The 19,485-nt window shown below is 62.6% G+C and carries 17 protein-coding genes; 16 read left to right on the top strand and 1 reads right to left on the bottom strand.

Annotated features, from left to right (window positions below; translation table 11 throughout):
• Nucleotides 1–2: 2 nt before the first annotated feature.
• From O0879_RS11665 to O0879_RS11645, 5 genes are all read left to right on the top strand, one after another.
• Nucleotides 3–713 (top strand): succinate dehydrogenase iron-sulfur subunit, encoded by a 711-nt coding sequence (locus tag O0879_RS11665; protein ID WP_034752075.1) that lies wholly within the window; start codon nt 3–5, stop codon nt 711–713.
• A 117-nt stretch (nt 714–830) separates the two neighbouring features.
• Complete coding sequence (locus O0879_RS11660; protein ID WP_034752073.1) at nt 831–1,112, top strand: succinate dehydrogenase assembly factor 2; 282 nt, start codon at nt 831–833, stop codon at nt 1,110–1,112.
• Between the two features lie 122 nt (nt 1,113–1,234).
• The gene (gene gltA, locus O0879_RS11655) at nt 1,235–2,539 is read left to right on the top strand and encodes a citrate synthase (protein ID WP_099667070.1); all 1,305 of its coding nucleotides are present in this window, start codon (nt 1,235–1,237) and stop codon (nt 2,537–2,539) included.
• 145 nt (nt 2,540–2,684) lie between these two features.
• Entirely contained in the window at nt 2,685–3,026 is a 342-nt protein-coding gene (locus tag O0879_RS11650; RefSeq protein WP_099667071.1) for a helix-turn-helix domain-containing protein, read from the top strand.
• 225 nt (nt 3,027–3,251) lie between these two features.
• Nucleotides 3,252–3,794 carry an NAD(P)H-dependent oxidoreductase gene (locus tag O0879_RS11645; protein WP_289916540.1) on the top strand — a complete coding sequence of 181 codons (543 nt, stop codon included), beginning with the start codon at nt 3,252–3,254 and terminating at the stop codon, nt 3,792–3,794.
• Between the two features lie 16 nt (nt 3,795–3,810).
• Here the strand turns inward: O0879_RS11645 and O0879_RS11640 are convergent, their stop codons facing one another.
• Nucleotides 3,811–4,275: a hypothetical protein gene (locus O0879_RS11640; RefSeq protein ID WP_289910946.1), complete on the bottom strand. Its 465-nt coding sequence runs from the start codon at nt 4,273–4,275 to the stop codon at nt 3,811–3,813.
• 116 nt (nt 4,276–4,391) lie between these two features.
• Here O0879_RS11640 and O0879_RS11635 point away from each other — a divergent pair, with 116 nt between their 5' ends.
• The 11 genes from O0879_RS11635 (at nt 4,392) to O0879_RS11585 (ending at nt 19,472) form a co-directional block, all read left to right on the top strand.
• Nucleotides 4,392–5,366, top strand: a complete 975-nt coding sequence (locus O0879_RS11635) for a LysR family transcriptional regulator (RefSeq protein WP_289916538.1) — start codon at nt 4,392–4,394, stop codon at nt 5,364–5,366.
• A gap of 257 nt (nt 5,367–5,623) precedes the next feature.
• Nucleotides 5,624–8,476 carry a 2-oxoglutarate dehydrogenase E1 component gene (locus O0879_RS11630; RefSeq protein ID WP_034789088.1) on the top strand — a complete coding sequence of 951 codons (2,853 nt, stop codon included), beginning with the start codon at nt 5,624–5,626 and terminating at the stop codon, nt 8,474–8,476.
• A 117-nt stretch (nt 8,477–8,593) separates the two neighbouring features.
• Nucleotides 8,594–9,850 carry a 2-oxoglutarate dehydrogenase complex dihydrolipoyllysine-residue succinyltransferase gene (gene odhB / locus O0879_RS11625; RefSeq protein ID WP_230542174.1) on the top strand — a complete coding sequence of 419 codons (1,257 nt, stop codon included), beginning with the start codon at nt 8,594–8,596 and terminating at the stop codon, nt 9,848–9,850.
• 94 nt (nt 9,851–9,944) lie between these two features.
• Complete coding sequence (locus O0879_RS11620) at nt 9,945–10,322, top strand: PspC domain-containing protein (protein ID WP_077407361.1); 378 nt, start codon at nt 9,945–9,947, stop codon at nt 10,320–10,322.
• Complete coding sequence (lpdA, locus tag O0879_RS11615) at nt 10,312–11,742, top strand: dihydrolipoyl dehydrogenase (RefSeq protein WP_034752057.1); 1,431 nt, start codon at nt 10,312–10,314, stop codon at nt 11,740–11,742. The genes O0879_RS11620 and lpdA overlap by 11 nt, the downstream gene beginning before the upstream one ends.
• Before the next feature lie 70 nt (nt 11,743–11,812).
• The gene (zapE, locus tag O0879_RS11610) at nt 11,813–12,910 is read left to right on the top strand and encodes a cell division protein ZapE (protein ID WP_099667077.1); all 1,098 of its coding nucleotides are present in this window, start codon (nt 11,813–11,815) and stop codon (nt 12,908–12,910) included.
• A 19-nt stretch (nt 12,911–12,929) separates the two neighbouring features.
• Nucleotides 12,930–13,646: a hypothetical protein gene (locus O0879_RS11605; RefSeq protein ID WP_289916536.1), complete on the top strand. Its 717-nt coding sequence runs from the start codon at nt 12,930–12,932 to the stop codon at nt 13,644–13,646.
• A gap of 138 nt (nt 13,647–13,784) precedes the next feature.
• Nucleotides 13,785–13,985: a DUF465 domain-containing protein gene (locus tag O0879_RS11600; RefSeq protein ID WP_034752051.1), complete on the top strand. Its 201-nt coding sequence runs from the start codon at nt 13,785–13,787 to the stop codon at nt 13,983–13,985.
• 94 nt (nt 13,986–14,079) lie between these two features.
• The gene (locus tag O0879_RS11595; RefSeq protein WP_289904820.1) at nt 14,080–16,083 is read left to right on the top strand and encodes an ATP-dependent DNA helicase; all 2,004 of its coding nucleotides are present in this window, start codon (nt 14,080–14,082) and stop codon (nt 16,081–16,083) included.
• Nucleotides 16,084–16,366: 283 nt separating this feature from the next.
• Complete coding sequence (locus O0879_RS11590) at nt 16,367–16,972, top strand: toll/interleukin-1 receptor domain-containing protein (RefSeq protein ID WP_289917862.1); 606 nt, start codon at nt 16,367–16,369, stop codon at nt 16,970–16,972.
• Nucleotides 16,973–16,991: 19 nt separating this feature from the next.
• Nucleotides 16,992–19,472, top strand: coding sequence for a tetratricopeptide repeat protein (locus O0879_RS11585; protein WP_289916534.1), 2,481 nt, complete (start codon nt 16,992–16,994; stop codon nt 19,470–19,472).
• The last annotated feature ends 13 nt before the right edge of the window (nt 19,473–19,485 follow it).

Raw genomic sequence — 19,485 nt, 5'->3', positions numbered from 1 at the left:
CCATGGCACGCACTCTCAAATTCAAAATCTACCGCTACGATCCTGACCAGGATGCCAAGCCGTACATGCAAGACCTGACGGTCGAACTGAAAGACACCGACAAGATGCTGCTCGACGCACTGCAGCGCATCAAGGCGGACGTCGATGACTCGCTGGCCCTGCGCCGCTCGTGCCGCGAAGGCGTGTGCGGTTCGGACGCGATGAACATCAACGGCAAGAACGGCCTGGCATGCACGACCAATCTGAACGAACTGTCGGAGCCTATCGTGCTGCGTCCGTTGCCAGGTCTGCCAGTCATCCGCGACCTGATCGTCGACATGACGCAATTTTTCAAGCAGTACGATTCGATCAAGCCTTTCCTGATCAACGATTCGATCCCGCCTGAAAAAGAGCGCCTGCAGTCGCCGGAACAGCGCGAAGAACTCGATGGCCTGTACGAGTGCATCCTGTGCGCATGCTGCTCCACGTCGTGCCCGTCGTTCTGGTGGAATCCGGACAAATTCGTCGGCCCGGCCGGCCTGCTGCAAGCCTACCGCTTCATCGCCGACTCGCGCGACGAAGCCACCGGCGCGCGTCTGGACAACCTGGAAGACCCGTACCGCCTGTTCCGCTGCCATTCGATCATGAACTGCGTCGACGTCTGCCCGAAAGGGTTGAACCCGAACAAGGCGATCGGCAAGATCAAGGAATTGATGGTCCGCCGCGCGATCTGATCACCCTGATCGCGTCCGCCGGGCGCCGTTTGCGGGAAGAGGGTATCCTCTCTTGCCTGCAGGCGGCGCCTGCAAAGCAGCACCGTGCCGCAAGGCACACGTAAAGTGGTAAACCAAATGACAGAATCAATTTTGTCCTCGCATCAGGCCGACCCGGCCAACCGCGCCCGCCTGCGCTGGCGTTCACGCCGTGGCCTGCTGGAAAACGACATTATCCTGACCCGTTTTCTCGATGCGTATGAAACCGAATTGACCGATGAAGAAGTTGACGCGCTGACGCGTTTGCTGGATTTGTCGGACAATGCGTTAATGGATCTGGTACTGGCCCGTAAAGAGCCGGAAGGCGAAGTCGATCTGCCGCATGTGCGCGCACTGCTGCAACGACTGCGCATTGCCTAGACGCCTGGGCGATATATTGCAAACGGTGCGAGTGGCGCGCTGTAGCACTGCCGAATTGCGGTGCGAATTGCAGCCAGAATTTTTGATTTTAATTTCGACTCACTCCCGAGAAGGAAGAGCCCATGAATATCTCTGACACAAAAGCTACCCTGTCGTTCTCCGATGGCAGCCCATCGCTTGAATTTCCAATCTACAAAGGCACGGTTGGCCCGGACGTCATCGACATCCGCAAACTGTACGCCGGTAGCGGCAAGTTCACCTACGACCCAGGCTTTATGTCGACGGCCGCCTGCAACTCGTCGATCACCTACATCGACGGCGACAAGGGCGAGCTGCTGTACCGTGGTTACCCGATCGAACAGTTGGCCGTCAACGCCGACTTCATGGAATCGTGCTACCTGCTGCTGAACGGCGAACTGCCGAACGCAGCGCAGAAAGCCAAGTTCGTCGACACCGTCACCAAGCACACGATGGTGCACGAACAGATGCAATTCTTCTTCCGTGGCTTCCGCCGCGACGCGCATCCGATGTCGGTCCTGGTGGGCACCGTCGGCGCGCTGGCATCGTTCTACCATGACTCGCTGGACATCAACGACCCGCGTCACCGCGAAGTGTCGGCCATCCGCCTGATCGCCAAGATGCCTACCCTGGTCGCCATGACCTACAAGTACTCGGTCGGCCAGCCGTTCGTGTACCCACGCAACGACCTGTCGTACAGCGCCAACTTCATGCACATGATGTTCGCCAACCCGTGCGAAGAGTACAAGGTCAACGACGTGCTGGTGCGCGCTCTGGACCGCATCCTGATCCTGCACGCGGACCACGAGCAAAACGCATCGACTTCGACTGTCCGTCTGGCCGGTTCGTCGGGCGCCAACCCGTTCGCCTGTATCGCTGCCGGTATCGCCTGCCTGTGGGGCCCTGCCCACGGCGGCGCCAACGAAGCGGCGCTGAACATGCTGAAAGAAATCGGCACCGTCGAGAACATCCCTGCCTTCATCGCGCAAGTCAAGGACAAGAACTCCGGCGTCAAGCTGATGGGCTTTGGTCACCGCGTGTACAAGAACTTCGATCCACGCGCCAAGCTGATGCGTGAAACCTGCTACGAAGTGCTGCAAGAGCTGGGTCTGCAAGACGACCCGCTGTTCAAGCTGGCGATGGAACTGGAAAAGATTGCACTGAACGACGAATACTTCGTTTCGCGCAAACTGTACCCGAACGTCGACTTCTACTCGGGCATCGTGCAATCCGCACTGGGCATCCCGGTATCGCTGTTCACCGGTATCTTCGCCATGGCCCGTACGATCGGTTGGATCGCCCAGTGGAACGAAATGATCGCCGACCCAGAGCAAAAAATTGGCCGTCCGCGCCAGCTGTTCGTCGGTTCGACCACGCGCGAAGTATTGCCACTGGACAAGCGCGCTTAAGTTACCGCGTATTGTTCTTGCCGGGCCTTGCGGCCCGGCGCACAAAAGCGAGCCTTGCGGCTCGCTTTTTTTATGCCTGTCCGCACCGCCGGCCGCAAGCCGGGCTGGTATGCTCAGGCCTGGCTTCAACAGAAAACATAACGCGATGAATGACGAAACATGCGCCCCCAGCGGCGTGGCCTTGGGCGATACGGCATTTGGCTATACCTTGTCGCTGATCGGCGGCAAGTACAAGATGCTGATCCTGTACGCGCTGGCGGAAAACACGGTGCTGCGGCATAACGAACTCAAGCGGCATCTCGGCGGCATCGCCTTCAAGACCCTCAGCGTCGTCCTGAAGGAACTCGAAGCCGATGCGCTGATCGTGCGCAAGGAATATCCGCAAGTACCGCCCAAGGTGGAATATTCCCTCTCAAGCAAGGGCGCCTCGCTGATCCCCGTGCTGCATACTTTGTGCGAGTGGGGTGAACGGCACCAGCCTGCCTGATCCAAGTACGCCTGGTAAAGGGGATTTCTAGAGTCAAGTAACTTACCTTTTATGCTGTATAGGTAGTCAATGTGCGTACTTGTGAAAAGTACTCGCTATGGTTATGCTGTTTTTGCCCCTGCAGGCGCGCGGCCATGTGCTGCGCGCCTTGGGGCAGGGTACCGGTTTGCCTGCTTTTCTGTGCATGCGGGTCCGGTGCATTCATCCCATATTCAGGAAAGCAGCATGAAGAAAACCCTCGTTATCGTCTTCCATCCCTCGATCGATACATCGGTCGCCAACAAGCGCTGGCTGCAGGAGCTGGCGCAGTATCCTGAGCGCTACACCCTCCACGATGTGCACCGGGCTTATCCGGATGGAAATATCGATGTGGCGCGGGAGCAGGCGCTGGTGGAGGCGCACGCCAATGTGGTCTTGCAGTTCCCCGTGTACTGGTTTAACTGTCCGCCCTTGCTGAAGCGGTGGCTCGATGACGTGCTGGCGTATGGCTGGGCCTACGGCACGGGCGGCGACGCCTTCAAGGGCCGCAAGGTGGCGCTGGCCGTCACGGCAGGCATCCGCCAGGAAGACTTCACGCCGGAAGGCAAGTGGAACGTCACCCTGGCGCAGCTGCTGGCGCCGTTCGATGTCACCCTGGCGTATATCGGCGCCGACAACCGCCGCTTCTTTGCCTTCTATGGTGCGGAAGACGGGCCGAAGGAAACGGGTTATGCCGGGCGGCTGGCGCGCAGCGCGCAAGAGTATGAACGCTTCCTGGCCGCCTTGTAAGAGCGCTGGTCCAGCCTCAGTTCAAGGCCGCTTCCAGCTGGCGCAGGGCGACCTGCCGGCCCTCCAGCTGCAGGCTGTCGCCGTCATAGGGTTGCGGCAGGACGATGCGGTGTGGCGCATTGTGCTTGAGGATGCCGCCCCAGTGGGCGACCCTGGCGCCGGCCTGGCGGCGTATCGCCTCGACCGTGGCGCCGCTGGCGAGGATATGGGCTTGCGGAAAAGCTTGCTGCAGCACGCCCAGGCCGAAATAGGCTTGCGGTTCGGCCGCGCTGATATAGATGGTGGTCAGGCGCTTGCCGCTGGCGGCGATGGTGTGCGCTAACTGCGCCGCATCGTCGCGCAGGAACTGGGTATTGACGAGGATGGCGTCCGCCACGCCGCTCAGCAGCAGCGAGGTGGACGGTGCGCGGCCCAGCACATCCAGTTGGAAGGTCTCCAGCGTGCGGGAGGGGTGAAAGGGGAGGGCGGCGCGTGCAAGCATATTATTCTTTCAATATTAGATACTCTCTTGCATATTATCCTTTCGACCAGACACGGGAAATAGGGTAGATTGCAATACTTAGTTGCATGAATCGGATGAATCAAGGGAGTACCCGCATGGACCGCATCACCGCCGCACAAGTATTTGTCGCCATCGCCGAGCGTGGCAGCATGGTGGCCGCCAGCGACGCGCTCGACATGTCGCGCGCCATGGTGACGCGCTACCTGGCCGAGATGGAGCAGTGGGCGGGGGCGCGCTTGCTGCATCGCACCACGCGCCGTTTGAGCCTGACGGATGCGGGCGAGGCCACCCTGGCGCGCTGCCGGCAGATGCTGGAAGTGGCCGGCGCCATGGCCGTCACCTCGCCCGAGGGCCTCGACACGCCGCACGGCTTGCTGCGCATCACCTGCTCGCAATCGCTGGCGCAGACGGCGCTGGCCGGCGCAGTGACCGCTTACCTGCGGCGCTACCCGCGCGCCGCCGTCGACCTGCAGATGGAGAACCGCGCCGTCAATCTGGTGGAGCAGCGCATCGACCTGGCGATCCGCATCACGAACGCGCTCGAGCCGAACCTGATTACGCGCCAGCTGGCCAGCTGCGCTTCGGTGGTGTGCGCCGCACCATCGTACCTGGCGGCGCACGGCACGCCGCGCCGGGCGGAAGACCTGGCCTTGCATAACTGCCTGACGTACACGTATTTCGGCAAGAGCCTGTGGCAGTTCACGCACGACGGGGAAGCGCTCACTGTCCCCGTCAGCGGCCGCCTGTCGGCGAATGAGTCGCTGGTCCTGCTGGTGGCCACGGTGGCGGGGGCGGGCATCGCCATGCAGCCGCGCTATTCGGCCGCGCCGCTGATCGCCAGCGGGCAGCTGGTGGAGCTCCTGCCCGCGTATCAGCCGCAGGACATGGGCATCTACGGCATCTACACCTCGCGACAGCACATGTCGCCCTTGCTGCGCACCATGCTCGACTTCCTGGTGGAGTGGTTTGCCGGCGATCCCGATTGGCTGGCGGCCATCGCGGCGGCGCCGTTGCCGGGCAGACCAGTTGGACGCAAGCGGCACGCCGGCAGGGCCGCCGATGTGCCGTAAGCGCAATAGTGACAGGCTTGCAAGCCCGGGAAAATCAACAACACAGCTTACATTTGCTTGCCAAATAAAATTCAACTAGCGGTTGTTGCGTTACAATACCGCGTGCTATTCTAAATGACGGTATGCAGAATGCTGGTGCAATAAAAAAGCCCTTCCCCACAACTTGATGTGCAATCCGCTAACCGGTCAGGCCGTGTCGCGGAAGGTTAGATTAACCCGCTAATTCCTCGCGAAGCGCGAAGAAAGGTGAGCAATATATGCAGCAATTAACGACCAACTCCTACCTGTTCGGTGGGAATGCTCCGTACGTGGAAGACCTGTACGAGGCGTATCTGAACAACCCAGGCTCGGTACCCGATAACTGGCGTTCCTACTTCGACGCGATGCAGCACGTGCCTGCCGTCGATGGCACCAACAAGCCTGACGTGGCGCATGCCTCCGTCGTCGCCTCGTTCGCCGAGCGCGCAAAAGCTGGTCCGATCCGCACCGTGACCGCTTCCTTCGATGCTGAAATGGGCCGCAAGCGCGTCGCCGCCACGCAGCTGATCGCCGCTTACCGCTACCTCGGTTCGCACTGGGCCAACCTGGATCCGCTGCAACGCCAGGAACGTCCGATGATCCCTGAGCTCGAGCCGAGCTTCTACGGTTTCACCGACGCGGACATGGACACCGTGTTCAACATCAGCAATACCTATTTTGGCCCCGAGACCGCCACCCTGCGCGATCTGCTGAACTATCTGCGCGATACCTACACGCGCTCGATCGGCGCCGAATTCATGTACATCTCCGACCCGGCCGAAAAGCGCTGGCTGCAAGAGAAACTGGAAGCGATCCGCTCCACCCCGAATTTCACCCCAGAGAAAAAAATCCACATCCTCGACCGCCTGACCGCGGCTGAAGGCCTGGAACGCTATCTGCACACCCGCTACGTGGGCCAGAAGCGCTTCTCCCTGGAAGGCGGCGAAACCTTCATCGCCTCGATGGATGAAACCATCCAGCGCGCCGGCGAAAAAGGCGTGCAGGAAATCGTGATCGGCATGGCCCACCGCGGCCGCCTGAACGTGCTGGTGAACACCCTGGGCAAGGCGCCGCAGGAACTGTTCGAAGAATTCGAAGGCAAGCATGGCGACGACCTGCCTGCCGGCGACGTGAAATACCATCAAGGCTTCTCGTCGGACATCTCCACCGCAGGCGGCCCAGTTCACCTGTCGCTGGCGTTCAACCCGTCGCACCTGGAAATCGTCAACCCTGTGGTCGAAGGTTCCGTCAAGGCCCGCATGGATCGCCGCGGCGACGCGCAGGGCGCGCAAGTGCTGCCTATCCTGGTGCACGGCGATGCTGCTTTCGCCGGCCAGGGTGTGGTCATGGAAACGCTGAATCTGGCGCAAACCCGTGGCTACCATACGGGCGGCACGGTGCATATCGTGATCAACAACCAGATCGGTTTCACCACCTCGGATCCGCGCGATGCCCGCTCGACCCTGTACTGCTCGGACGTCGTCAAGATGATCGAAGCACCGGTCCTGCACATCAACGCCGATGATCCGGAAGCCGTGGTGCTGGCGACGCAGATCGCGCTCGACTACCGCATGGAATTCAAGAAGGACATCGTCCTCGACATCATCTGCTACCGCAAGCTGGGCCACAACGAGCAGGATACGCCGGCACTGACGCAACCGCTGATGTACAAGAAGATCGGCCAGCATCCAGGCACCCGCAAGCTGTACGCGGACAAGCTGGTAGCGCAAGGCGTGATCCCTGCCGATGGCGGCGACAAGATGGTGGCCGCTTTCCGCGACGCCATGGACGCCGGCAAGCATACCGTCGATCCGGTCATCTCGAACTTCAAGAACAAGTACGCCGTCGACTGGCTGCCGTTCCTGAACAAGAAATGGACCGATTCGGCCGACACCGCCGTGCCGATGACGGAATTGAAACGCCTGGCCACCCGCATCACCACCGTGCCGGAAGACTTCAAGGTCCACTCGCTGGTTGAAAAAGTACTGGGCGACCGCGGCACCATGGGCCGTGGCGAAATGAACCTGGACTGGGGCATGGGCGAACACCTGGCCTACGCTTCGCTGGTATCGTCCGGCTACGCCATCCGCCTGACGGGCCAGGACGCCGGTCGCGGCACCTTCGTGCACCGCCACGCCGTCTTGCATGACCAAAACCGCGAGCGTTGGGATGCAGGCACCTACATTCCGCTGCAAAACGTGTCGGACAACCAGGCGCCGTTCACCGTCATCGACTCGGTGCTGTCCGAAGAAGCCGTACTGGCCTTCGAATACGGCTACTCGACCGCTGAACCGAACACGCTGACGATCTGGGAAGCCCAGTTCGGCGACTTCGCCAACGGCGCGCAAGTGGTCATCGACCAATTCATCAGCTCCGGCGAAGTGAAGTGGGGCCGCGCTTCCGGCCTGGTCATGATGCTGCCGCACGGTTACGAAGGCCAGGGTCCTGAGCACTCGTCCGCGCGTCCAGAGCGTTTCCTGCAGCTGTGCGCAGACAACAACATGCAAGTGGTGCAGCCGACGACGGCTTCGCAGATCTTCCATTTGCTGCGCCGCCAGATGGTGCGCCAGTTCCGCAAGCCGCTGGTCATCCTGACGCCGAAGTCGCTGTTGCGCAACAAGGATGCCGGTTCGCCGCTGACCGACCTGGCCAAAGGCGGTTTCCAGACCGTCATCGGCGAAGTCGACGACAAAATCGACGCCAAGAAAGTCAAGCGCGTGGTCGCCTGCTCGGGCAAGGTCTACTACGACCTGGTCAACGCACGCAAGACCCGCGGCCAGACCGACACGGCCATCGTGCGCCTGGAACAGCTGTATCCGTTCCCGCACAAGTCGTTCGCTGCTGAACTGAAGAAGTTCCCGAACCTGGTCGAAGTCGTCTGGGCGCAGGACGAGCCGCAAAACCAGGGCGCCTGGTTCCAGATCCAGCACAACATCTTCGAAGGCCTGGAATCGGGTCAGCGTCTGGCTTACGCCGGCCGTCCTGCTTCGGCGTCGCCTGCTGTCGGTTACTATGACAAGCACTACGCCCAGCAAAAAGATCTGCTGGAAACGGCATTCTCGAAGCTGAAGGGTTTTATCCTGACCAAGTAAGTGGCAGGATGACGGGGGCCGTGCGTATGCATGGCGCCTGTTCGCATACATCGTGACGGAGCGCCGCCCTTGCTACGCAGGGGCGGCGCCGCAATAACAAAATAAACGGAGTTTTACATGGCACAAATCGAAGTCAAAGTTCCCCAGTTGTCGGAATCGGTTGCAGAAGCGACCCTGCTGGCATGGCACAAGAAAGTCGGCGAAGCAGTTGCGCGCGACGAAAACATGATCGATATCGAAACCGATAAAGTGGTGCTGGAACTGCCGGCGCCAGCCGCTGGCGTGATCGTTCAAATTATCAAGGCTGACGGCGCTACCGTCGTCGCCGGCGAAGTCATCGCCATCATCGACACCGACGGCTCGGCCAAGGTCAGCCCGATGGAAGTGTCGGCCGTGCCTGCACCAGCCCTGGCTGCCGCCGCGCAAGACGCCGCTACCGCGTCCGCGCCAGCCGCTGCGACCAAAGGCGATGTCGCCATGCCTGCCGCCGCCAAGATCCTGTCCGAAAAAGGCCTGTCCGCTGGCGACGTCGCCGGTTCGGGCAAAGACGGCCGCGTGACCAAGGGCGACGCCCTGGCCGCTTCCGCCAAGCCAGCTGTTGCGCCACTGGCGCCAGCCGCTGCCAAGCCAGCGCTGCAGCAAGTTGCCACGCCGTCGGCCGCCAGCCTGGGCGACCGCCCTGAAGAGCGCGTGCCGATGAGCCGCCTGCGCGCACGTATCGCCGAGCGCCTGCTGCAATCGCAATCGACGAACGCCATCCTGACCACGTTCAATGAAGTGAACATGCAGCCGGTCATCGACCTGCGCAACAAGTACAAGGACAAGTTCGAGAAAGAGCACGGCGTCAAGCTGGGCTTCATGTCCTTCTTCGTCAAGGCCGCCGTCGCCGCGCTGAAAAAATACCCGATCATCAATGCCTCCGTTGACGGCAACGACATCGTCTACCACGGCTACTTCGACATCGGCATCGCTGTCGGTTCGCCACGCGGCCTGGTCGTGCCTATCATCCGCAACGCGGACCAGCTGTCGATCGCCGACATCGAGAAAAAAATCGGTGAATTCGGCGCGAAAGCCAAGGAAGGCAAGCTGACCCTGGACGACCTGACGGGCGGCACGTTCTCGATCTCGAACGGCGGCACCTTCGGCTCCATGCTGTCGACCCCGATCATCAACCCGCCGCAATCGGCCATCCTGGGCGTGCATGCGACCAAGGACCGCGCGGTTGTCGAAAACGGCCAGATCGTGGTACGTCCGATGAACTACCTGGCCATGTCCTACGACCACCGCATCATCGACGGCCGCGAAGCCGTCCTGGGCCTGGTGGCGATGAAAGAAGCGCTGGAAGATCCTGCACGCCTGCTGCTGGACCTGTAAGCACTGTAGTCCCCCGGCGTAGCCGCCGGGGAAATGTAGCTGATACCCCTTGCCAGAAGACGCAGCTGGCTGATCTCAATGAAAGAGGATTCCCATGAACGTCTCTGAAGAAATCAAGCGTCTGCACGAGTTGCACCTGGCAGGTGCCCTGAGCGACGCGGAATTCGCGCAAGCGAAAGCCAAGCTCCTGAGCAATATCAACCTGGACAAGCCGGACAACGCGTCCGGCGCCGCTTCCGGCCCCGCGAACGACCTGGTGCAGGAATTCAACCGCCTGCGCCGGTCGCGCAACGACCGCTGGCTCGGCGGCGTCTGCGGCGGCCTGGGTCGCGCTTCCGGCATGGAAGCGTGGATCTGGCGCCTCGTCTTCGTCCTGTTTACATTGACCTTCGGCTTCGGCGTGGTGATTTACCTTCTATTGTGGATTTTCGTACCAGACGAAGAGATTGGAATAACAAAACATGAGTACTAAACAATTTGACGTAGTTGTCATCGGTGCGGGTCCTGGCGGCTACATCGCCGCCATCCGCGCAGCGCAGCTGGGCTTTTCCGTCGCTTGCGTCGACGAGTGGTCGAACGCCAAGGGCGGCGCCGCGCCTGGCGGTACCTGCACCAACGTCGGCTGCATCCCGTCGAAAGCGCTGCTGCAATCGTCCGAGCATTTCGAACACGCGGGCCACAGCTTCGCCGAGCACGGCATCGACGTCGCCGGCCTGAAGCTGAACCTGGGCCAGATGCTCAAGCGCAAAGACACCGTCGTCAAGCAAAACAACGACGGCATCCTGTACCTGTTCAAGAAGAACAAGATCGCCTTCTTCCACGGCCGTGCCGCTTTCGCTGCCGCCGCCGCTGGCACGTATGACATCAGCGTGACGGGCGAAGCCAACGAAACCCTGACGGCCAAGCACGTGGTCATCGCCACGGGTTCGAACGCGCGCGAACTGCCGGGCGCACCCTTCGACGAGAAACTGATCCTGTCGAACACGGGCGCACTGGCCATCGACGCCGTACCAGCCAAGCTGGGCGTCATCGGTGCCGGCGTGATCGGCCTGGAAATGGGCAGCGTCTGGCGCCGCCTGGGTTCCGACGTCACCGTGCTGGAAGGCCTGCCGGTCTTCCTGGGCGCTGTCGACGAGCAGATCGCCAAGGAAGCGTCGAAGCTGTTCACCAAGCAAGGTTTGAAGATCAACCTCGGTTGCAAGATCGGTGCGATCACGCCAGGCAAGAAAGACGTCACCGTGGAATTCGTGGACGCCAAGGGCGAAGCGCAAAAAGCCGTGTTCGACAAGCTGATCATCTCGATCGGCCGTACGCCGAACACGAATGGCCTGGGTGCCGACAAGGTCGGCCTGCAGCTGGACGAACGCGGCTTCATCGCCGTCGACGGCGACTGCAAGACCAACCTGCCGAACGTGTGGGCAGTGGGCGACGTCGTGCGCGGCCCGATGCTGGCGCACAAGGCGGAAGAAGAAGGCGTTGCCGTGGCCGAGCGTATCGCCGGCCAGCACGGTCACACCAACTTCAACACGATTCCCTGGGTGATCTACACCTCGCCGGAAATCGCGTGGGTCGGCAAGACCGAGCAAACCCTGAAGGCGGAAGGCATCGCCTACAAGGCCGGTACCTTCCCGTTCATGGCCAACGGCCGTGCGCGCGCGCTGGGCGACACCTCGGGCATGGTGAAATTCCTGGCCGATGCGACCACCGATGAAATCCTCGGCGTGCACATCGTCGGCCCGATGGCGTCCGAACTGATTTCCGAAGCCGTCGTGGCGATGGAATTCAAGGCTTCGGCCGAAGACATCGCGCGCATTTGCCACGCTCACCCATCCCTGTCGGAAGCGACCAAGGAAGCGGCACTGGCGGTTGACAAGCGCACGTTGAACTTTTAATTGTAGTTAGTCCTACGGGGGCGCTCGCGGATTTTTTCCGCCGGCGCCCCTGTGCGTTAAAGCGAATCCCATGAACGTAGAAGAGTTTTACCAGCATGCGCTGCAGAAGCGTGATTTCAAGGCCGATGCCGCCCAGCGGCGCGCGGTCGACCGCCTGCAGCTGTGCTATGACGAGTGGGTGGCCTACAAGGGCCAGCGCTCGAGCACCTTCAAGCGCCTGCTGAACCGTCCTGCCGTGCCGAAAGGCGTGTACATGTGGGGTGGGGTGGGGCGCGGCAAATCGTTCCTGATGGACAGTTTTTACTCGGTCGTGCCCCTGGTGCGCAAGACGCGCCTGCACTTCCACGAATTCATGCGCGGCGTGCACCAGCAGCTCGATGAATTGAAAGGCGTGGCCGACCCGCTCGACGAGGTGGCCAAGCGCATCGCCAAGAAATACCGTTTGATCTGCTTCGATGAATTCCACGTCTCCGACATCGCCGATGCGATGATCCTGTACAACCTGCTGTCGGCCCTGTTCGCCAACGGCGTGTCCTTCATCATGACCTCGAATTACGACCCGGACCTGCTGTATCCGGACGGCCTGCACCGTGACCGCATGCTGCCGACCATCGCGCTGCTTAAGGACAAGCTCGACGTGATGAACGTTGACGCGGGCGTCGATTACCGCGGCCGAGCGCTGGAACAGGTGGAAAGTTACTACACGCCGCTGGGCGCCGAGACCGACAAGGCTTTGCGCGACGCTTACACGCGCATCGCCGAGACGGCAGACGAAGACGCGCGCATCCGCATCGAGAGCCGCGAAATCCATTGCCTGCGCCGCGCCGGCGGCATCATCTGGTTCGATTTCGCCACCCTGTGCGGCGGTCCCCGCTCGCAGAATGATTACCTGGAAATCGCCAGCCGCTTCCATACGGTAATATTGTCCGGCATACCGGCCATGTCGGCGGCGCAGTCGTCCGAAGCGCGCCGCTTTACCTGGCTGATCGACGTGTTTTATGACCAGAAGGTCAAGCTGATCATGTCGGCCGAAGTGGCGCCTGATGAGCTGTACACGAACGGCATGCTGGCCAACGAGTTTCACCGTACCGTTTCGCGTATCATCGAGATGCAATCGCGCGAATACATGGAAAAAGAACAGCGCGGCGCGGCCGACGCGATCGTTTGAGGCAGGGATAAGGAACATGATGGCAAATACACTATACAAGCTGGGTGCGGCGCTGGGCCTGGTCCTGACGTTGTCCGCCTGCGCGCACCAGGGTGCCGCGGCGTTGGATGAGGTCGGCGCGCCGCAGGTGCCTGCCACCTTGTCGGTGGACGAGGCGGACGCCAAGCTGAAGCTGGTCGCCAGCGAGCGCGCGGCGGCAGAAGATGAGTTTGCCGCGCGCGAACTGGAGTGCTACGACAAGTTTTTCGTGAATAACTGCCTGGACAAGGCCAAGGAAAAGCGCCGCCTGATCCTCGTGCGCCTGCGCGCCGTCGAAGCGGAAGCGAATTACTTCAAGCGCGCCGAGTCCGTGCGCCTGCGCGATATCGACCTGGCCCGGACGCAGGAAAGTGCGCGCCTGGATGCCGAGCAGCGTGCCGCGGCCTTGCCCAAGCCCGTGAAAGTGGTCGCGCCCGAGCCGGCGCCGCCCAAGCCGGAAGGCAAGAGCGTGGCCGAGCGCGAGGCTGAGCACGCGGCGAAGGTGGCGAAACAGGCTGCCGCCGACGCTGCCGATGCCCCGCGCCGCGCCGCCCGCGAAGCAGCCTATGCCCGCAAGCAGGCTGACGCCGTGGCGCGCCAGAAACGGGTGGCGCAACGCCTGGCCGAGCGCCAGGCCGAAGCGCAGGCCAAGGCTGCCAAGGCGGCCGCCGCTGCCAGCACGCCGGCCGCTGCTGTGCCTGTGCCGCCGGCCAAATAACACCGCCGCGCAGGGGGGAGGCCGGAAAGGGCGTGCCCTAAGCCGCGCGGCAGGTTAAACTACGCCCACTGGCTGCCTGCGTACGCTGCGCGCGCCGGTTTCCCAACACCGTTACCAACACTGCCTGGAACGCAACACATGAGCGATGCACAGCAAATAGAGCGGCGCCTGATTGAACTCAACGTGGAACACCGCGACCTCGATGCCGTCATCGAGTTGCTGATACTCGATGGCCACCATGACGAGCTGCAACTGCGCCGCCTGAAAAAACGCAAATTGCAATTGAAGGATCACATCACCTTGCTGAAAATGCAGTTGGTGCCCGACGTTCCCGCCTGAGGGGCGCCAGTAGCGTCCAGTCCAGCCTTCACCTAAGTATATTTTGACCGATCACAATTTATTGCCCGCAAGCCCAGATGGCCAGCCTGCCGATCTGCCAGCCAGTCTGCCCGCCGAGCTCCAGGCGCCGCCTGGCAAGCATGATGCCGACATCGAGCGCCTGTTTGGCGCCGGCGGCCCGCTCGGTCCGGCCGTGGGCAGCTACAAGCCGCGCCGATCGCAAACGGAAATGGCGAAAGCCATCGCCAGCGCCATCGACAGCCAGACGACCCTGATCGCCGAGGCGGGCACGGGCACCGGCAAGACCTTCGCCTACCTGGTGCCGGCCCTGATGTGGGGCGGCAAGACCATTGTGTCCACCGGTACCAAAAACTTGCAGGATCAGCTATTCCTGCGCGATATCCCCACCGTGCGCGCCGCGCTGCAGGCGCCTGTGTCCGTCGCCTTGCTGAAGGGCCGCTCGAACTACGTCTGCCACTATCACCTGGAACGCACCCTGCAGAACGGGCGCATGACGTCGCGCGACGACGTGGGCCACCTGCGCGAAATTTCGCGCTTCATCAAGATGACCAGCTCGGGCGACAAGGCCGAGCTGACCAAGGTGCCGGAAAACGCCATGATCTGGAACCTGGTGACGTCCACGCGCGACACCTGCATGGGCGCCGAGTGCCAGTATTACCAGGATTGCTTCGTCATGAAGGCCCGCAAGGAAGCCCAGCAGGCCGACGTGGTGGTGGTCAACCATCACTTGTTCTTTGCCGACGTGGCCCTGAAGGATACGGGCGTGGCGGAATTGCTGCCCTCGGCCAACACCATCATCTTCGATGAGGCGCACCAGCTGCCCGATACGGCCACTTTGTTCTTTGGCAATACAGTGTCGACGTCGCAAATCCTGGAACTGTGCCGCGACGTCCTGGCCGAAGGCCTCGCGCATGCGCGCGGCATCGACTGGGCCAAGACCGTCACGGTGGTGGAAAAGGCGGCGCGCGACCTGCGCCTGACCTTCCCGCAGGATATCGTGCGCCTGTCCTTGCCGCAGATCGCCCCGTCGAGCGACTTTTTCCCCGCGCTCGACACCCTCAAGGACGAACTTGACGGCATGGTCGCCGTGCTGGAAACCCAGGCGGAACGGGCGGAAACGCTGGAGCAGTGCCGCGTGCGCGGCGTCGAACTGGCGCAGCAGCTGAGCGGCTGGAAGTTCGATCCGAAAGCCAAGGTTGCGGCCGGCGAGGAAGCCGTGTTCTGGGTGGAAGCGTTTTCCAGCTCCCTGCAATTGCATAAAACGCCATTGTCGATCGCGCCGATCTTCAATAACCAGCGCGAAGGCACGCCGCGCAGCTGGATTTTCACGTCCGCCACCCTGGCCGTGAAAAACGACTTCAAGCATTTTTCTGAACAGATGGGCTTGACGGGCGAACCGTCGCATACGTGGCCGTCGCCGTTCGACTATGGCCAGCAAGGCTTGCTGTTCGTGCCGCAAAACCTGCCGCAACCGAATTCGCTGGGCTACACGGATGCCGTCATCGACTGCGCCTTGCCCATCATCGAGGCGGCGGGCGGGCGCACCTTCTTCCTGTGCACCACCTTGCGCGCCGTCAAGCGCGCGGCCGAGCGCCTGGCCGACGAATTCAAGCAGCGCGGTTTGAACTTCCCCCTGTTCGTGCAGGGAGAAAAGGGCCGCACGGAATTGCTGGACCAGTTCCGCGCGGCCGGCAATGGCGTGCTGATCGGCAGCCAGAGCTTCTGGGAAGGCGTCGACGTGCGCGGCGACGCGCTGTCGCTCGTGATCATCGACAAGCTGCCGTTCGCGCCGCCCGACGATCCGGTGCTGGCGGCGCGCATCGAAGTGATGGAAAAGCAGGGCAAGAACGGTTTCATGCACCATTCGCTGCCGGAAGCCATCATCAACCTGAAGCAGGGCGCGGGCCGGCTGATCCGTGACGAGGGCGACCGGGGCGTGCTGATGATCTGCGATCCGCGCCTCATTTCCAAGCCGTACGGCAAGCGCATCTGGCAAAGCCTGCCGCCGTTCAAGCGCACGCGCGACACGGCCGAAGTGGTGGAGTTCTTCCGCAACCTGCCCGCCAAGGGCGCTTAAGTCCTCGCTTAAGTCCTGCCTGCCGGCGCCATCCGCGCGCCGGCATATTTCCCTTTGTTATCAAGCGAGTAGCGTTTTTCGCGCGGCGCCCGCTTGCGCGCCTGGTATGCCAGAAATCGGCGCGATCGCGCCAGTTTCTGGCATTTTTCCTCATGTCCAGGACGCCAGACACATCTTTGCGCCAGCGCAAACAGGCTTGTTGCCGAGCGGTCTACAGTGAGCTCATGCCTTGCAGGGTCAAGGCGCGGCGATGGCAGGGCCGCACGGGGAACAGGGGGATGCCATGGAGATCCGCTACGGCTGTTTCTTGAGCTACGCGCACGGCCAATATGCGTTCATGAACAAGTTCAAGAATGACCTCATCGAGGCGTTGGCTTGCTATCTGGAACCGCACCTGGACCGCGAGGAAGTCCTGTTCATCGACAGCGAACAGCTGGGGGGCGGCGACGATATCGACTTGCGCGTGGCGCGCGCCATGTGCCAGAGCGTGTGCATGATCATGCTGTACACGCCCAAATATGAAGCGCACGGCTACACGCGGCGCGAATTTGCCGCCATGCAGCTGATCGAGCAGGAGCGGCGCGCCTGGTACGACTTGCCCAGCCACCTGATCATTCCCATCATCATGACGCGCCATCCGGACGGCTTGCCGCCGCAAATCACGGAATCGGGCCTGTACGTGGATTTTTCCGGCTATACCCTGGCCAGCGGCGACCTGAAATCAAATCCGCAATACCTGCCCGACATCGAACGCATCGTGCAGCGCATCGCCACGCATTACCACTTGCTCAAGCGGTCAACACCGCCCGGCCACGATTGCAGCCGTTTCGTGTTGCCCGCTATTCCGCCGGAATGGCGCGCCATTCCGCCTCCCCACTTTCCACGTTAATCACGTAAAAGGTCCTGTCATGGAATGCCAACGCCTCTCCCTGCCGCCTTTGAGCGCCCCTGGCGAAGTCGTCACCTTCTACTCCTACAAGGGCGGTACCGGCCGCACCATGGCCCTGTCGAACATCGCCGTGTTGCTGGCGCGCCGCGAAAACGCCAGCGTGCCCGTGCTGATGCTGGACTGGGACATGGAAGCGCCGGGCCTGCACCATTATTTCGAACAGCACGAGGAGCGACCGGGCGTGCTCGAGTTCTTCGAGGCGTGCCGCCAGCAGCTCGAGCGCATCAGCCTGGAAACGGCGGGCGCGCGCGCCGGCGCGCAGGCCAGGGGCCGGGAAGATGGGGGGCGCGAGGATGCGGCGCTGGCCCAGCGCGTACTCGACGCCATCGACTGGCAGCAGTACGTGGTGCGCGTCGACCAGGGCAGTCCGCTGTACCTGATGCGCGCGGGGCGCTTCGACGCCAGCTACAGCGAGCGCCTGGCGCAGATGCGCTGGGATCAGCTGTTCGACAGCTGTCCGGCCCTGTTCCGCTGCTTCGCCGATACCCTGGCCCAGCATTTCCGTTACGTGCTGGTCGATTCGCGCACGGGCCGCACGGACAGCGCCGGCATCTGCACCACCTTGCTGCCGAAAAAGCTGGTGGTGGTCTTCACGCCGAACCGGCAAAGCCTGGAAGGCGTCGACGCGCTCGTCACGCGGGCCATCGAGTACCGCCGCAGCCATGAAGACGAACAGCGACCGCTGCTCGTGTACCCCTTGCCCTCGCGCATAGAAATGGGCGACGGGGCGCAGCGGGCCGAATGGCGCCGCGGCGACGCGCACAAGGGCATCGCCGGTTTCCAGCCCATGTTCGAGCGCCTGCTGCGCACTTCCTACGGCTTGCCGCAGATCGCCCTCGACAGTTATTTCGACGAAGTCCAGCTGCAGCAGACGAAAACATTTGCCTATGGCGAGCAATTGGCCGTGCGCATCGATCAGGGTGGCGACCGCTTTTCCCTCACGCGCACCTTCGAAGCCTTTTTGCACTGGCTGACGGGCGGCTACTTCCCATGGCAATCGAGCCGTGAAATCGCCTTGCTGGGCGCCATCAGCGAAGCGCGCCAGGCCTTGCAGGCCGAACCGGGCCGCGCCGTGGCTCTGCCGCTGGCGCGCGACCTGGCGCGCCTGGGCGAGCTGTATCGCAAGGATGGGCGCAGCGGGCAGGCGCTCGATGCCTTCCGCCAGAGCGTCGAGATCCGCGTGCGCCTGCTGGGCGAGGAGCATCCCGACAGCCTGGCGTGCAAGAGCGGCATGGCGCGCCTGCTGCGCCAGCTGGGCAAGCTCGAGGAAGCCCGCTTCCTGGAAGAGGACGTGCTCGACGTGCGCGAACGCGTGCTGGGCAGCGAACATCCCGACACCCTGGCCGCCCGGGCCTGCCTGGCGAAAACCCTGTTGCTGCAGGGCGAACTGGCGGCGGCGCTGCTGCTGCAGGACACGGTGCTGGCAAGCTATGCGCGCCAGCTGGGCGGCGAGCATCCGCTGACCCTGGAAGCGATGGATGGCCGCGCCGCCACCTTGCTGCGCATGGGCCGGCTGGCGCAGGCGCAGCAAGTGCTGGCCACGGTGGTGGCTGCGCGCGAACGCCTGTTTGGCGCCGAGCATGGCGATACCTTGCGCAGCAAGCTGGCCCTGGCGCAGGCGCTGGGGCGCGAAGGCGACCTGGAAGGGGCGCGGCGCCTGTTCGCTGCCGTGCTGCAGGCGCAGGAGCGGCGCCTGGGCAGCGACCATGCGGCCACCCTGTCCACGCGCGATTTGCTGGCCGACATCGTCGCCGGGCAGGGCGACTGGGCCGGCGCGCGCCAATTGCACGAAGACCAGGTGGCGGCGCGCGAGCGCACGCACGGGCTCGATCATCCGGAAACCCTGATGAGCCAGCGCAAGCTGGCCGAGGCGCTGCTGCGGCGCGGTGAACTCGATGCGGCGCGCAGCGTGCAGGAGCAGGTGCTGGAAGTGCATGCGCGCCTGCTGGGTGAAGACCACCTCGATACCTTGCACAGCAAGACGCAACTGGCCGGCACCTTGCAGCAGCAGGGCGACAGCGCGGCGGCGCGCCTGCTGGAAGACGCCGTGCTCAGCGGCAGTGACCGGCTCTTGAACGCACCCGTCACGGGACATGCGGACAGCGTGCTGGACGGCGCGCGGCATTTGCAGGAAACCATCCTGGCCGGCCGCGCCAACGGGCATGAAGGGGCCGAGCCGGAGACCCTGGCCAGCATGATTTCTATGCTGCAAGGCATGATCGAGCGCGAACAGTATGCGCAGGCGGGCGAACTGGCCGAACATTTGAAGTCTTGCCTGCTGCGTCCGGGCGTGCCGGGCAAGCTGCGCAGGCGCGGCATGGCGCAGCTGAAAAGAATGTACAAATTGCAAGGCGATTTGAATGCCTTGCTGGCCTTGCAGGAGGATGAAGTGCAGGCGCTGGAAGGGGCGCTGTCCGAGGCGCGCATCGAGCAGCGCTGATGCGGCGCGCCAT

Origin of the sequence: Janthinobacterium sp. SUN120, from assembly GCF_030397735.1 — a bacterium.
Lineage (GTDB): Bacteria > Pseudomonadota > Gammaproteobacteria > Burkholderiales > Burkholderiaceae_D > Janthinobacterium > Janthinobacterium kumbetense.
This window is presented reverse-complemented; position numbering and strand designations above follow the sequence as displayed.